Raw genomic sequence first — 14,725 nt, forward strand, 5'->3', positions numbered from 1 at the left:
AAGTGGCGGCGTTGTCGGCGGGCCAATTCACCACAACCGTGCCGCGTGCATGAGGGACTTCGATACGGATGGCGGGTATGGCAATTTCTGCCGAAGGGCTTGGCGCCTGCCATTTCAACGGGACGAAGGCCGGTGCACCACCACGTCTCGGCGCGACTGGACGCGGATCCAGCGGTGTACCAGGTTAGCGTTGAGCCCGTGGCGCTGGGCGACGCCGGCAATGGAGATGTCAGGCTGTGCACATTCCCGGATGACTTGGGCTTTGAAAGTCTTGGCGTAAGAGCGTCGTTTGGGCTGCATGAAGGATCCGCTTAAAAAGGCCAGAGATAGTGTCCACTTAAAATGGTGGACACCATGTCGGGGCTTAGCGGGGCTGAGAAGATGGGTTCACCGTTCCCTTACGCACGTTCCAGCCCGGGGCAACGTCTTCAGTTGGGGGAGTGACAAAACTGGCAATCATCTTGCAAAAATTGATTTGATATAGTCCCTCCACTTCGCGTGAAATGGAGGGACTAATAAGCCGAGGCGAGAAATTTCTGAGCTTAGAGCTTGTCGCCCCAAGTTTAGGAATGAGTTATTTCCGGCACCAGCGGAACTACTGATATGCTACCGCCAGAATAAGTAAACTCACCGTTGGTGATATGAAAAACACCGGCACGTCGACCGATCGTTCCTCCAAGATCGATAATCGCTTCCATCAGGCCATTTATTAACAGGGATTCGGTAGTCGGCGTCGAAAAATAACGTTGCAATATCACCAAATCCTGCGCCGAAGGTAATGCTTGCATCAACAGGCAGGATGGGCCTCGGTGCGGCTCTATTCCAAGCTCCACATGTATTTGCAGCGTGGCGACATTGCCAATGGTCGTGACCAGCACCGGGGCGGGGGCATCCCCACTGAACTCCACTGCTTGCCCACCGATCGAGAAGAACTTGTGCCGCACCTGCAAGCCTGCAAACACATCCGCCTTGAGCTCGCCCAGCACAACTCTGCCATCGACGATGGAGTGCTGTTTCACTGCATAATCAATATCAAAAATCCATTCATTGTTCGTGGTAGCGTGTGGATTCGGCCCTAGGGGATTCTGGGCGTCGTAACTATCGATACCGATCGAAACTGGAATAGCGGGCATGACCACTACGCAAGTACCGTTACCGCCTGTGATGTTATAGTTCAGGTGCTGACGTTCGTTTTCGTCGACAACGGTCGGTACGATCAACGTCCGCTGAGTGGCATCCAGTATGGTATTGATGCTGGTAGTATCCAGATCCACGGTGATCTGGTAAATACCCCAATCTGTTGGAAAAGCGTACATGCCCCAAACGAATTGATCGCCATAGTACTCGTGCAAACGACGCAGTGCCGGTGCATTAGCGGTCCTTCGGCCGGTCAATTGCGCATAATTCATCTTGATATGGCGATCCACCCCGCTTGGAAGCAACACGACACTTGCCTGGCTGGCATCGAACGATTGGTTTCTTTGTACGCCAAGGCCGGTATACACATTCAGAAACCCAGTTGGATTTGGGTCGGGACGGGCCAAATAATGGTCCCAGCCACCTGTCACGGTATGCCAGCTTCCCCCTTGGGTCCCGTTGATTAAAACGTAGCCGTATTGTGTTTGGCTTTCTTTAAAATTGATTTTTTTGACGACCGCCCCCGGTTGAAATTGCCAGATTTGGCCATCCTGCCGCAAGCCAGGTATGGAGACGCTGGTCATGATCGCGTCCATATATGCCGAGGCTTGATCGAATCCTTGGCGCAGCCGTTCATAATTTTCGACCAGAATGGGAACGCCGATCGCCAAGCCAGCCAAGGGTACTGCCAGGGCCCCTAGTACACCAGCCACGGTGCCGGCGCCAGCCAGGCCAGCAATCAGACCGGCGATGTTCACCCCGCTGCCAACAACAGCCAAGCCAAGTTTGGATTCAATGGCTGCACGGGCAGCCAAGTCTGAGGTCTGATTCAATTCGACGATAATGGCGCCGATATTGATGGCATCAAACGCCACATTTACTCCCGCCCCCATTCTCCCGATGAGAGTCATTGCTTTGGGCGCCAAGTTTAATTCCGTGCCAAGTGCTGAGCGAACCAGCTGGCCCATCCTGGCGCCATCGTTGACCAATTGAATGCCATTTTGAACCAACTGTGCATACACTTGTACTTTGAGTGCATCGCTCATTGCCGTTAGCTCGCCATTTCTGGAGCGCATCTCGATCAAGGTTTTCAACATGAAAGCGGCATTCAGGGTGTGTATTGCATCTGCCTCCGACAAATCCGGCCGGATCTGTAATCCCTGTTCAGCCTCATGCCATGTGAGTCCCCGGCTGACATCATTGATCAATCCATTTATTTCAGCATGAATCTGAGGATAAATGGCATTGTTATTGGTAGTAATCCAGCGTGACGGTTCTGCTTCGTCAACATTGGCGGCGCGACGGATAAACAAGAGTCTGGCTCTACTCCCATCCTTGTCGCTACTGGTTTTTAGTGTCGGCAGCCATTCCTCGGGCGACAGCTGATGTTGTTGCATCAGGGCGTGTACGGCTTCAACCCACTGCGCGGCAAGAATCGCGCCACGGGTATTTTTAATTGCGAATTGTTCGATAGCCCTTCGGTGTTCCGCGTCTGGGGGATCTAGATCCAAGACCTGCTTGCGAACCTGGTCGCCCACGGTTTGATGCAGACGAACTAGTTCTACCCTATCTGCGTCACTAAGTCCTGGATGGTGTATCACGCTTTCAATTTCTCCACCGGCTTCCATCAGGCCGCTCAGCGGCAGCGGCTTGCGCACGAGTGCAGCGAGTTTGGCATCCCACACTAGCTCCACCTTATGTACAACATCCTTGAGTCGCGCTTCTTCCTTGTTGATCCAGCCCCATTCCGGTGTCAGAATTTCTTTCTTTCCATTTGCAGTGACGCGTACGGCATATTTGCGCGCGCTCAGTGACAGATTGTTCCGACTGATCTGCATGCCGTCACCCGTACTGAGCAACCACTCTCCCAGCTCGCCGGGCAAGCTGGTGGCTAGGGATTGATGCTCATTCAGCAACTCGCAGCCGACCAAATCCAGGTGGATACCTTTAATCTTATCCCGGGAGGTTTGCGCCATCAGTGCAGTCAGACTAGCTTTCAGTTCGTCGACGGTTTTTCCTCCAAACAAAGTTCGTCCATCAATGTTCACGCCATGTCCGACCAAGACTACCTTGACCTGTCCATCGCCATCGAGTTGCAGCGGTGCCTGGGATCTAATATTTGTCTGCGTTTCTCCTGGCTGCAATTGCACCCATTCGGTGTGCCTTGGGTATTTGCCAAACAGAGCCATTACCGCATTAAAACTGACATCATCTCCTTCCAATTGAACGATCAGTTGTCGACGAAAATTCCTCCCTGAGGCCGGTTCGATATGATTACTCCCCAATTCAACCAATTTTCTCAATGAGGGACGCCGCCATCCCTGGGATAAATCAAGACTGCCAAGCGCATTTTCCCGCAGGCGCAAGCCGATAGCGTAGGCTCGCGCATGCTTCGCAAATTCGAGTAATTTGGCAGGTCTATCATTGAGGTTATGGGTGTGAGTCGCCGCGTATTCATCAGCCAATTGAGCCAGGTCACTCAATTTCCCCATCTTTGCCATGACACTGAGGCCATTGGCTTCAGAATGGTATCGATCAAGTTCATCAAGAATACGTGTATACGAAGGACCATCTGGTGTGCCCGCTTTGGCGATCAACCGTTGTCGATTGTCCAGAGTGTCCGGGATACTGCGGGCGCCGTTGTCGATTTCTTCTTTTACGGCCTTGAACGGTGTCACTTCTTTTTCGAAAAGGCGTGCCAGCTCGGCCAGTGTTGCCGTTCGTTGTTCCTCCGTCGGGCGAAGAGAGCGCGGGGTGAGCGGTGAAATCGACAACTGGTATTCTGCATACCTACTTCCCCAGCGCGGATATTCAAGATGATCCTTGGCCCAACCGCGTGCTTCACCTAACAATGTCCATGCCGGATCAGTCAATAGGGGCTCATTTGTTGCGGCTACCGCACTGTTGGCGAGCGCATGAGTCGGAAAATCCCGAAACTTAATGACTACACGACGAAGTCTAGGCAACGCGAGAAATTGTTCCTCCCAATTTTTAGCGCTATCGATAATGGGCGTACCGATACGGTCCGTGGAAAACTGACCGGCCGTTATGTCGATCATTACGCGCTGCTCGTCGATCTTGGCAATCACCACAAAGTGATTGCCGCTGGCACCATCCTCAGCGTTCTCCCATGTTAGCAAGCCTCTCACCTCATAGGCGATATTATTCGTTTGCAGAAGAGTTGTAACGCGACTCGATGCATTTTCGCAATTTAAGAGTGGCTGGCTAATATATTGGTTAATTTCAGTATCACTCGTCAACAAACCAGTAACTCTGCCTAGAGCCTCGTTAAAAGTTGTCATATAGATTTCCTTGTGATGTTTAAGAAAGGCCATCCATCTACCTCTCACTTACACGTGATGGCCGTCCATGTAAATGCTCCACGCGGGTGTCGCATGCGTGCGCAAAATTGACTGTTTGGCGAAATTTCTGATATCTCATCAGACAATAAATAGAGGCTTTTTATGCGCTTGATTTGGCTGGCATAGTATCGGGCCACTAGGCTGCATGTCACAGCAGACGAAGCCGATGCGCGGCTGGCGAAGTTCGGGGATCACAGCAGGATTTACTTTCTTCGCCTTATTTGATTCTCCATAAATCCACCCATTAACGTGAACAAGCATCATGATGCGACTCGCGCACTTTCCAACAATTAAAATCCAGGAATAAAGTATGAAATCCGCCAGATTCGCAATGGCAAACCAGAAAAACAATACCCTCCCACCCGAATCGTTTTATAGAACATCCAGATCGCAAAAAAAAGCAAATATCTGAAATCAGACAACTCGAGAATGCAGACCTGATGAAGTGGTGGTGGATCATCCCTTCAAAGTGATTTGTGAGGCCCGGACTCAAAATCCAGACCGTTTCACAATTAATCCGCACCATCTCATTCCGGGACCGAACACCTAACGCATTAATATCAGCCAATACAAACACGTTAATTAGCTTTGGGCTTTTAACGAGACCATCACACAGGTCTGGCGTCCGGCAAAGATCCAGTGTGGGAGCGAGCCTGCTCGCGATGGCCGCGACTCGGTTTTCAGCTTGACTTTTGCATTCCCCGCAACACTGAATTGTCATTGCGCAGATTGATAGCCACCTAACGAAAGCCCCATGCTAGAGGGCTTGCTTTACGCTTATATCATTCCGAATGATAGTTACCTTCGCTTCATTCGATTCGTGAGATACAAGCCCGCCGAGCATCATCCGTCCATCTCAATACAATTGGCGGATGCATCCATGGAACAGTCACTCAAACATTTGCGCTTCCCCTTGGCCCTCTTGGCCTTGCTGGTGATGAGCGCCTGCGGCAAGACCCCGGGCACCGCTGCCGCCATGCCTGTGACAAAAGTCAGTGTGGCCAAGGTACTGGAACAACCGGTCAATGAATGGGACGATTTCACCGGCCGCCTCGAAGCACCGGAAACCGTCGAGATTCGTCCCCGAGTGTCCGGCCAGATCGATGAAGTCGCGTTCACCGAAGGCGCACTGGTGAAAAAAGGCGACTTGCTGTTCCAGATCGACCCGCGGCCGTTCCAGGCCGAGGTCCGCCGCCTCGAAGCCCTGGTTGCCCAGGGCCACGCCAATGCTACCCGCAGCGAAAACGAAGCCCAACGCGGTGAACGCCTGCGCACCAGCAACGCGATTTCCGCAGAGCTGGCCGACTCGCGTACCAGCGCCGCCCAAGAGGCTCGTGCCGCTGTCGGCGCCATCCAGGCTCAACTGGACCTGGCCAAACTGAACCTGAGTTTCACCCATGTCACCGCCCCCATCAGCGGTCGCGTCAGCCGTGCCGAGATCACCGCCGGCAACCTGGTGACCGCCGATGTCACCGCGCTGACCAGCGTGGTCTCCACCGACAAGATTTACGCCTACTTCGACGCCGATGAGCGTGTGTACCTCAAGTACACCCAGCTCGCCCGCCAGGGCCAACGCGGTCAAACCACTCCGGTTTACCTTGGCCTGTCCAATGAAGAAGGCAACCCGCACCTGGGCCAGATGAACTTCGTCGACAACCAGGTCAACCCGAAAACCGGCACCATCCGGGGTCGTGCGGTGTTTGATAACAGCAAGGGCGAATACACCCCAGGCCTCTACGCTCGCCTGAAACTGGTGGGCAGCGGCACTTACTCTGCCGTTCTGATCAATGACGAAGCCGTCGGAACCGACCTCGGCAAGAAGTTCGTGCTGGTGATGGATGCCGACAACAAATCAGCCTACCGCGCCGTCGAGCTGGGGCCGAAGATCGAAGGGTTGCGCATCGTGCGCAGCGGCCTGAACAAGGACGACACAATCATCGTCAAGGGCTTGCAACGGGTGCGTCCGGGCTCACCGGTCGCGCCTGAAGTCATTCCGATGGCCAGCAAGGAAACCCTCACGGCCCTTGCACAACAACGCCAAGCGCTTGAAGCCAGCAACCTGCCCCAAGTCGCGCCTGCCAAGGTTGCGCCGGGTACGGCTGTGAAACTCGCCGCTGCGACTCCACGCGGTTAAGGGACGACACTGACGATGAATTTTTCCCAATTCTTCATTCAACGGCCGATCTTCGCAGCGGTGCTCTCGCTGTTGATCCTGATCGCCGGCAGCATCTCGCTGTTCCAGCTACCCATCAGCGAATACCCGGAAGTGGTGCCACCGACCGTGGTGGTTCGCGCCAACTTCCCGGGTGCCAACCCCAAAGTCATCGGTGAAACCGTAGCCGCTCCGCTGGAGCAAGCCATCACCGGCGTCGAGAACATGCTGTACATGTCCTCGCAATCCACCGCTGACGGCAAGATCACCCTGACCATCACCTTTGCTCTGGGCACCGACCTGGACAACGCCCAGGTTCAGGTGCAGAACCGCGTCACCCGAAGCGAGCCCAAGCTGCCCGCAGAAGTGACCCGGATCGGCATCACGGTGGACAAGGCCTCGCCCGACCTGACCATGGTTGTGCACTTGACCTCGCCGGACAAGCGTTACGACATGCTTTACCTGTCCAACTACGCCCTGCTCAACATCAAGGATGAGCTGGCGCGGCTGGGCGGTGTGGGTGACGTGCAACTGTTCGGTATGGGCGATTACTCGCTGCGGGTCTGGCTCGACCCGAACAAGACCGCTTCGCGCAACCTGACCGCAACCGATGTGGTCAACGCGATTCGCGAACAGAACCGTCAGGTTGCCGCCGGTGCCCTGGGTGCGCCGCCTGCGCCGAACGCCACCGCGTTTCAGCTCTCGGTCAACACCCAAGGTCGTCTGGTCTCTGAGGAAGAGTTCGAGAACATCATTATTCGCTCCGGCGAAAACGGTGAAATCACCCGCCTCAAAGACATCGCTCGCGTCGAGTTGGGCTCCAGTCAGTACGCCTTGCGTTCCCTGCTGAACAACCAACCGGCCGTGGCGATCCCGATCTTCCAGCGTCCGGGCTCCAACGCCATCGAGATCTCCAACGAAGTGCGGGCCAAAATGGCCGAGCTGAAGAAGAGCTTCCCCGAAGGCATGGACTTCAGCATCGTGTATGACCCGACGATTTTCGTTCGCGGTTCCATCGAGGCTGTGGTGCACACGCTGTTCGAAGCACTGATTCTGGTGGTGCTGGTCGTTATTCTGTTCCTGCAAACCTGGCGCGCCTCGATCATTCCACTGGTGGCCGTGCCGGTATCGCTGATCGGTACGTTCGCGGTAATGCACCTGTTTGGCTTCTCGCTTAACGCGCTGTCGTTGTTCGGGTTGGTACTGGCCATCGGGATCGTGGTCGACGACGCCATCGTGGTGGTGGAAAACGTCGAACGGAACATCGGTCTGGGGCTGACACCGGTCGAAGCGACCAAGCGTGCGATGCGCGAAGTGACGGGGCCGATCATCGCCACGGCGCTGGTGCTGTGTGCGGTATTTATACCAGCGGCCTTCATCTCCGGATTGACCGGGCAGTTCTACAAACAGTTTGCGTTGACCATCGCGATTTCCACGGTGATCTCGGCCTTCAACTCGCTGACCCTGTCGCCAGCCCTGGCTGCCGTGTTACTCAAAAACCATGACGCGCCAAAAGACCGCTTCTCGAAAGTCCTCGACGCGATCTTCGGTGGCTGGTTGTTCCGTCCGTTCAACCGCTTCTTTGATCGTGCCAGCCATGGTTATGTGGGCACCGTGGGTCGTGTGATCCGCAGCAGCGGCATTGCCCTGCTGTTGTACGCCGGCCTGATGGCGCTGACGTTCCTTGGTTTTTCCAGCACACCAACCGGTTTCGTACCGGGCCAGGACAAGCAATACCTGGTGGCCTTCGCCCAACTGCCGGACGCGGCGAGCCTGGACCGTACCGAGGATGTGATCAAGCGCATGTCCGACCTGGCCCTGAAACAGCCCGGCGTCGAAAGCGCGGTGGCCTTCCCGGGTCTGTCGATCAACGGCTTCACCAACAGTCCTAATGCCGGCATCGTGTTCGTCACCCTGAAACCGTTCGACCAGCGCAAGGACCCAAGCCAGTCGGCCGGTGCCATTGCCGGTGCCTTGAACGGCCAGTACGCCGGTATTCAGGAAGCCTACATGGCGATCTTCCCTCCGCCGCCGGTACAGGGCCTGGGCACCATCGGTGGTTTCCGCCTGCAGATTGAAGACCGCGGCAACCTGGGGTATGACGAGCTGTTCAAAGAAACCATGAACATCATCAACAAGAGCCGTACCGTGCCGGAACTGGCCGGGTTGTTCACCAGCTACACGGTCAACGTGCCACAGGTCGATGCCGCCATCGACCGTGAAAAAGCCAAGACCCACGGCGTGGCCGTCAGCGACATCTTCGACACCCTGCAAATCTACCTGGGTTCGTTGTATGCCAACGACTTCAACCGTTTCGGTCGCACCTATCAGGTCAACGTTCAGGCCGAGCAGCAGTTCCGCCTCGAACCGGATCAGATCGGTCAACTGAAAGTGCGCAACAACAAAGGCGAGATGATCCCGCTGGCGACCTTCATCAAGGTCAGCGACACCTCGGGGCCGGACCGCGTGATGCACTACAACGGCTTTATCACCGCTGAAATCAACGGTGCCGCCGCCCCCGGCTACAGCTCCGGCCAAGCGCAAAAGGCCATCGAAAAACTGCTCAAGGACGAACTGCCTAACGGCATGACCTACGAGTGGACCGATCTGACCTACCAGCAGATTCTGTCCGGCAACACCGCGTTGTTCGTGTTCCCGCTCTGCGTCCTGCTGGCGTTCCTGGTACTGGCCGCGCAATACGAGAGCTGGAGCCTGCCGCTGGCGGTGATCCTGATCGTACCGATGACCCTGCTGTCGGCGATTACCGGGGTGATTCTCTCCGGTGGCGACAACAACATCTTCACCCAGATCGGCTTGATCGTTCTGGTGGGACTGGCCTGTAAGAACGCGATCCTGATCGTCGAGTTCGCCAAGGACAAGCAAGAGGAAGGTATGGACTCGCTCAGCGCGGTACTGGAAGCCTGCCGTCTGCGTCTGCGGCCGATCCTGATGACCTCCTTCGCCTTCATCATGGGTGTGGTGCCTCTGGTGTTCTCCAGCGGTGCCGGTGCAGAAATGCGTCACGCCATGGGTGTGACGGTGTTCTCCGGGATGCTCGGGGTGACCTTCTTCGGTCTGTTGCTGACGCCAGTGTTCTACATATTGATCCGTCGTTTTGTGGAGCGCGGCGACGCACGCAAAGCGGCCAAGGCCCTGAAACTGGAGGCGCAACAATGAGTCTGAAAGTCTTCCTGCCGAGCTTGCTGGTACTGGCCCTGAGTGCCTGTGCCGTCGGCCCGGACTACAAGACGCCAGTTACGGAGGCGGCCAACATCACGGCCGCCACCGACGGCGCAAACGGTCAGAAGAACTTCGACCGCGCACGCTTCGAAGGTATCTGGTGGAAGCAGTTCGACGACCCGATCCTCAATCAGTTGGTGACCCAGTCGTTGCAGGGCAACCGTGATCTGCGAGTGGCGTATGCCCGCTTGAAGGCGTCTCGTGCGTTTCGTGATGACGCGGCCACCCAGACTACCCCCAACGTCACCGCCCGCGCCAGCAGCGATTTGGCCAAGGGCCAGATTCCTGGCACCACCACCGACCGCGTCAACAGCGAGCGCTATGACCTGGGCCTGGACATGGCCTGGGAAGTGGACCTGTTCGGGCGCATCCAGCGCAACCTGGAAGCTGCCGATGCTGATCAACAAGTGGCCGAAGCCGATCTGTACCAACTGCAAGTCAGCATGATTGCAGAGTTGGTGGATGCCTACGGTCAACTGCGCGGTGCGCAACTGCGAGAAAAAATCGCGCTGGCCAACCTGCAGAACCAGCAAGAGTCGAGCAAGATCACCGTCAGCCTGCGTGATGCCGGCGTCGGTGATCAGCTCGATGTGGTTCGCGCCGATGCCCGCCTCGCTTCCGTCGAAGCCAGTGTGCCGCAACTGCAAGAAGTGCAAGCGCGCCAACGCAACCGCATCGCCACCCTGCTGGGTGAGCGCCCGGACAAGCTGACCGTCGACCTCAGCCCGGCCAACTTGCCGGCGATTGCCAAGGCCTTGCCGATTGGTGATCCGGGTGAATTGCTGCAACGCCGTCCAGACATCCGCAGTGCCGAACGCAAGCTGGCCGCCGCCACCGCCCGCATCGGCGTGGCCAAGGCCGATCTGTTTCCACGGGTCAGCCTCAGTGGCTTCCTCGGCTTCACCGCCGGGCGTGGTTCGCAGATCGGTTCGTCGGCAGCCAGTGCCTGGGCACTTGGCCCAAGCATTACCTGGGCAGCGTTCGACCTGGGCAGCGTGCGCGCTCGCTTGCGGGCAGCCGATGCTAACGCCGAAGGCGCCCTGGCGACCTATGAGCAGCAAGTGTTGTTAGCGTTGGAAGAGTCGGAGAACGCCTTCTCCGATTACGGTAAACGTCAGCAACGCCTGATCTCGCTGATTCGTCAGAGCGAATCGAGCCGTGCTGCGGCCGACCTGGCGGAAATTCGCTACCGTGAAGGGACCGCGGATTTCCTGGTGCTGCTCGACGCGCAACGTGAACGCCTGGCGGCGGAGGACTCCCAGGCCCAGGCTGAGGTTGACCTTTATCGCGGCATCGTCGCCATCTACAAGGCGCTCGGCGGTGGCTGGCAACCCGAGACGGTCGCCAGCAAGTAAACCACTCCAGAGTTCCTTTGGTTGGCCGCAACCAACCAAATTTTTTGCCCCGCGCCTCATTCGGTCGCGGGGCTTTTTTTTGGTCAGAAACCAGGCCAGTTCCTACGGTTTGGTGGTCTCAAGCACTGTCACCGTTGCGCTGGTGCCCGCACGCAGGCGTTTTTTGCCCGCATAGTCGGCGTCGATATCGATCCTGACCGGCACCCGTTGTGCCAGTTTGACCCAGGTGTAACTGGGGTTGATGCTGGCCAACAATCGGCTGCCCGGTGAGTTCTCCCGGTCAGCAATGGCGAACGCAATGCTTTGAACCTTACCGCCAAACGTTTCACCACTCATCAGCTGAATCCGGACCCGAGCGCCCTCCTCGATTCTCGGCAACTTGGTTTCTTCAAAGTAGCCACTGACATAAAACGAATCGCTGTCGACCAATGCCAGCAGTGCGCTGCCGGCAGCGGCATAATCCCCCTGACGGGTCAGCAGGTTGGTGACGTAACCACTGACCGGCGCCTCGACCCGGGTGCGCTGCAAGTCCAGTTCAGCCTGGGTCAACGCGGCAATCGCCAGCTGCACATTAGCTTGAGCCAGCCCCAGATTGGCTTGATTGCGTAGCAGGTCCGCCTGCGCTACCGCCACTTCAGTGCTGGACTTCTCCCACTCTTCCCCGGAAACCGCAAACCTCTGCTTGAGGGTGCGCCGCCGGTGCTCTTCGCTCTCGCGTTGCTTGAGCAACGCATCACTGGCGACAATCGCAGCGTGTGACTGACCCAGTGTGGCCTTGGCCACCTCCACCGAACGCTTGGCACGTTCGACCGCCAGCGTATAGCGGGCAGGATCGATTTCCAGCAGCAGGTCGCCCTTCGTTACATGCTGGTTGTCCTGGACATGCAGACCGACGATGCGTCCGGACACGTCGGCGGAAAGCGTCACCACGTCGGCGCGAACCCGTGCGTCGCGAGTCCAGGGCGCACGGGTGTAATGCTCCCAGGCAAACCAGCCAAGCACGATGGCCAGCACCACTACCATCAGGGTCAAGCTTTGAGCGAGGATTTTCTTCAACGTCATCAAGCTCCCATCAGCAGAATCACGGTCGCGCAGACGCACGCGTACAGCGCCCCCTCGAACAGCGCCTCATGCCAGACCAGGTGCAGCACGCCGACACGGCGCAAGGCCCAGTCCAGCAGCAAAAAGATCGGCAGCGCCAGCAACAAAGCCTGGGCAATCGGCGGCAAGTAGACGCCACCTATTTCGAAATCAATGGGCAAGAACCGGCACTCCTTCTTCTGATGGCACCAGCAATGAGCGATAACGCTCCAGAAACGCCGCGACGATCAACAACGAAACGCGCATGCGGAATATCGACCACAAGGTGTCGTGGGCAGTCGACTGTCCATCGGCATGCAGGTCGTCGAGTTCATCACCCAGTATCCGCACGTCATTGAGCAACGGCGCCAGCTCGACATCGCGCCGGCCGGCAACCAGTCTTCCCGCCTGGCGTACGGCTGTCAGCAGACGGGTTCGCATTTGCGGGTTCAACAGGACGTTGCTCAGGCTTTGCTGTTTCAATTGGTTCAAGGCCACACCCAATGCCATACACCCGAGGCTGGCTTCAAAAAGCTCGTTCGAGCGCGGATTATTGGCCGCCGGTAATACCCCCAGCATCATGGTCAAGCGGTCGACCATGCGACTTTCAAAAGCAAATTGCTGTTCATCGATGGCCGAGGTTTTCTGCAAGGCGTACACCTGCTCGCGGTTCTCCTTGAACAATCGACGGATACGCAACGCCGGATTGAAGGGAAAAATCAGTGCATAAACCATGAGTGAAAGTACACACGCACTGCTATAGGCGCCCGCAAACTCGAACCACTGGCTGGCCGTGCTCTGCCCGATACCGATGTTCTGCGGAGCGATCATCAGAAAGCCCGAAAGCCCCAGGCCCATGCCAATACCGGCAGTCGCAGGGTTCGACAGTCCCACGGCGACCACATAGAGCAGTGGCGCGAGTATCAGTGCCAACAACTCGAAGCTGTTAATCGCCGGTACCAGCATGAACTGGTACAACGCCGATACCACCAATCCCAGCCCTAGCCCCCTGGCGTAGTTTTGGCTAGCCAGCAACGGACGTGGCAACGTCGCCATCAGCGAGCAGAGGATGCCTATCAGGACCATCCCGGCACGGGCGCCGTCCCAACCGGTTTCGATCCAGATCACACCGCCAACCAGCAATGCCGTGAACGCTCGAATAGCGTTCATCGTCGCCAGGGTGAAATCCAGGTGCAAATGATTGGTCTGGCCCTCCCGGTAAATACAACTGGCCACGCGCCCTTCCTGTATCGCCTCGCTGAGTTCAAGAATCTGCTCCAGTTGCTGCAGCATCCGGGCCTGCTCCCACCGTAGCGCCCAAGCCAGTGAGCGCAAGGTCGCCGGCATCGCCTCGACCCGTTGTTCGGCTTTTTGCGCCTGTCGGTCAAAACGTTGCTGCAGCGCGGCAAAGTGCTGGCGAGACTCTGCCGAAAGCGCGCGCCCGTGAATGGCCAACTCATCAAGAAATGCCAGTTCTTCTGTCCGTAAACGCTGGATATCCTCAGGAAGCTCACCTTTCCAGCGCTCACTGAGCAGCAGCCGCTGATGGCGCAGGACCGTCAACCGCGAACTCAGCAACACCAGTTGGTTACCCAGCAACTGCACCAGGCCATTGGCCCCGCGCAAACGTGGCGCATCGAAATATAAATGCCGTCGCAAGCCCTCCAGTGCACTGATTTCGCCCAAGAGCTTCATTTGCCGCTGATGGAAATCGGCCTCGCTTTCTTCGGTACGAATCACCGCCGCCGCGTGAGTTGCCATCAGTTTGATCAATTGGTCTACCTTGGCGAAGTAACCGCGCGCCACGGCTCCCGGCCGTGCTGTCAGCAAACTCACGACGCAGACACACGCCACCGCCAGTAGGGTTTCAGTCACTCGAGTGATGGCCAGCGTCAAGGTGTTGTCTTGATCGGGCTGAGCCAGCATCGCGACGACTACCGCGGTGTAGCCGCTCAACACAAACGCCTGGGAGCTGGTGTAACGCAGCAATGTGCCGCCGGCGGTGCAGCCCCCCAGCCATATCGCCAGTGTGACAATGAACGGCAGCGGCGCTTGCGGAAAAATCGCCATGATCAGTACCGCCACCGCGGCACCGAGGGTGGTGCCGATAACCTGACCGAAACTGCGTGCCAACGCCATGCCGCCCAACGGTTGGCTGACAATCACCACGGCCATGATTGACCATTTGGGTTGATCCAGATCGAAGAGAAACGCCAGATAAAGAGTCAGCAGGCCAGCCGCCATGGTCCTCAACGCAAACAGCAACGTTGCCTGACCTGGGTTCATGACCATTTTGAAATAGTGAATCAGCGGTTGCATGGGTTGGCTCGATCCGTCATCTCCAGCAAGCGTAGTCACTGCAACGCCACACTGAGAGGTTTCAGCGCCTGCAGGTCAGC

8 protein-coding genes are annotated in these 14,725 nt (G+C 57.0%); 3 read left to right on the top strand and 5 right to left on the bottom strand.

Features of this window, described 5'->3' with window-relative positions; genetic code table 11:
- Window positions 1-114: 114 nt before the first annotated feature.
- Both NTD87_RS17460 and NTD87_RS17465 read right to left on the bottom strand, forming a co-directional pair.
- On the bottom strand, window positions 115-300 hold the full coding sequence (locus tag NTD87_RS17460; protein ID WP_262115274.1) for a transposase: 186 nt from the start codon (window positions 298-300) through the stop codon (window positions 115-117).
- A 263-nt stretch (window positions 301-563) separates the two neighbouring features.
- On the bottom strand, window positions 564-4,472 hold the full coding sequence (locus tag NTD87_RS17465) for a TcdA/TcdB pore-forming domain-containing protein (RefSeq protein ID WP_262115277.1): 3,909 nt from the start codon (window positions 4,470-4,472) through the stop codon (window positions 564-566).
- A gap of 907 nt (window positions 4,473-5,379) precedes the next feature.
- Here NTD87_RS17465 and mexE point away from each other — a divergent pair.
- The 3 genes from mexE to NTD87_RS17480 are packed head-to-tail and all read left to right on the top strand — an operon-like array spanning window position 5,380 to window position 11,246.
- Window positions 5,380-6,633, top strand: coding sequence for a multidrug efflux RND transporter periplasmic adaptor subunit MexE (gene mexE, locus NTD87_RS17470; RefSeq protein ID WP_262115278.1), 1,254 nt, complete (start codon window positions 5,380-5,382; stop codon window positions 6,631-6,633).
- Window positions 6,634-6,648: 15 nt separating this feature from the next.
- On the top strand, window positions 6,649-9,828 hold the full coding sequence (locus NTD87_RS17475) for an efflux RND transporter permease subunit (RefSeq protein WP_262115280.1): 3,180 nt from the start codon (window positions 6,649-6,651) through the stop codon (window positions 9,826-9,828).
- Entirely contained in the window at window positions 9,825-11,246 is a 1,422-nt protein-coding gene (locus NTD87_RS17480; protein WP_262115281.1) for an efflux transporter outer membrane subunit, read from the top strand. Before NTD87_RS17475 ends, NTD87_RS17480 begins: the two co-directional genes overlap by 4 nt.
- Window positions 11,247-11,348: 102 nt before the next feature.
- Here the strand turns inward: NTD87_RS17480 and NTD87_RS17485 are convergent, their stop codons facing one another.
- From NTD87_RS17485 to NTD87_RS17495, 3 genes are read right to left on the bottom strand one after another with little or no spacing between them, the layout of a single operon-like run.
- Window positions 11,349-12,302: an HlyD family secretion protein gene (locus NTD87_RS17485; protein WP_262115297.1), complete on the bottom strand. Its 954-nt coding sequence runs from the start codon at window positions 12,300-12,302 to the stop codon at window positions 11,349-11,351.
- A 5-nt stretch (window positions 12,303-12,307) separates the two neighbouring features.
- Entirely contained in the window at window positions 12,308-12,508 is a 201-nt protein-coding gene (locus NTD87_RS17490; protein WP_262115282.1) for a DUF1656 domain-containing protein, read from the bottom strand.
- Entirely contained in the window at window positions 12,498-14,645 is a 2,148-nt protein-coding gene (locus NTD87_RS17495; protein ID WP_262115283.1) for an FUSC family protein, read from the bottom strand. Before NTD87_RS17495 ends, NTD87_RS17490 begins: the two co-directional genes overlap by 11 nt.
- Window positions 14,646-14,725 lie beyond the last annotated feature (80 nt).

It is taken from the genome of Pseudomonas sp. 6D_7.1_Bac1, assembly GCF_025465945.1.
In the GTDB taxonomy this organism is placed as follows: domain Bacteria; phylum Pseudomonadota; class Gammaproteobacteria; order Pseudomonadales; family Pseudomonadaceae; genus Aquipseudomonas.

Coding starts and splice junctions, on each gene's coding strand:
- NTD87_RS17460 (WP_262115274.1), bottom strand. CDS start 300: ATGCAGCCCAAACGACGCTCTTACGCCAAGACTTTCAAAGCCCAAGTC.
- NTD87_RS17465 (WP_262115277.1), bottom strand. CDS start 4,472: ATGGCCTTTCTTAAACATCACAAGGAAATCTATATGACAACTTTTAAC.
- mexE (WP_262115278.1), top strand. CDS start 5,380: ATGGAACAGTCACTCAAACATTTGCGCTTCCCCTTGGCCCTCTTGGCC.
- NTD87_RS17480 (WP_262115281.1), top strand. CDS start 9,825: ATGAGTCTGAAAGTCTTCCTGCCGAGCTTGCTGGTACTGGCCCTGAGT.
- NTD87_RS17475 (WP_262115280.1), top strand. CDS start 6,649: ATGAATTTTTCCCAATTCTTCATTCAACGGCCGATCTTCGCAGCGGTG.
- NTD87_RS17495 (WP_262115283.1), bottom strand. CDS start 14,645: ATGCAACCGCTGATTCACTATTTCAAAATGGTCATGAACCCAGGTCAG.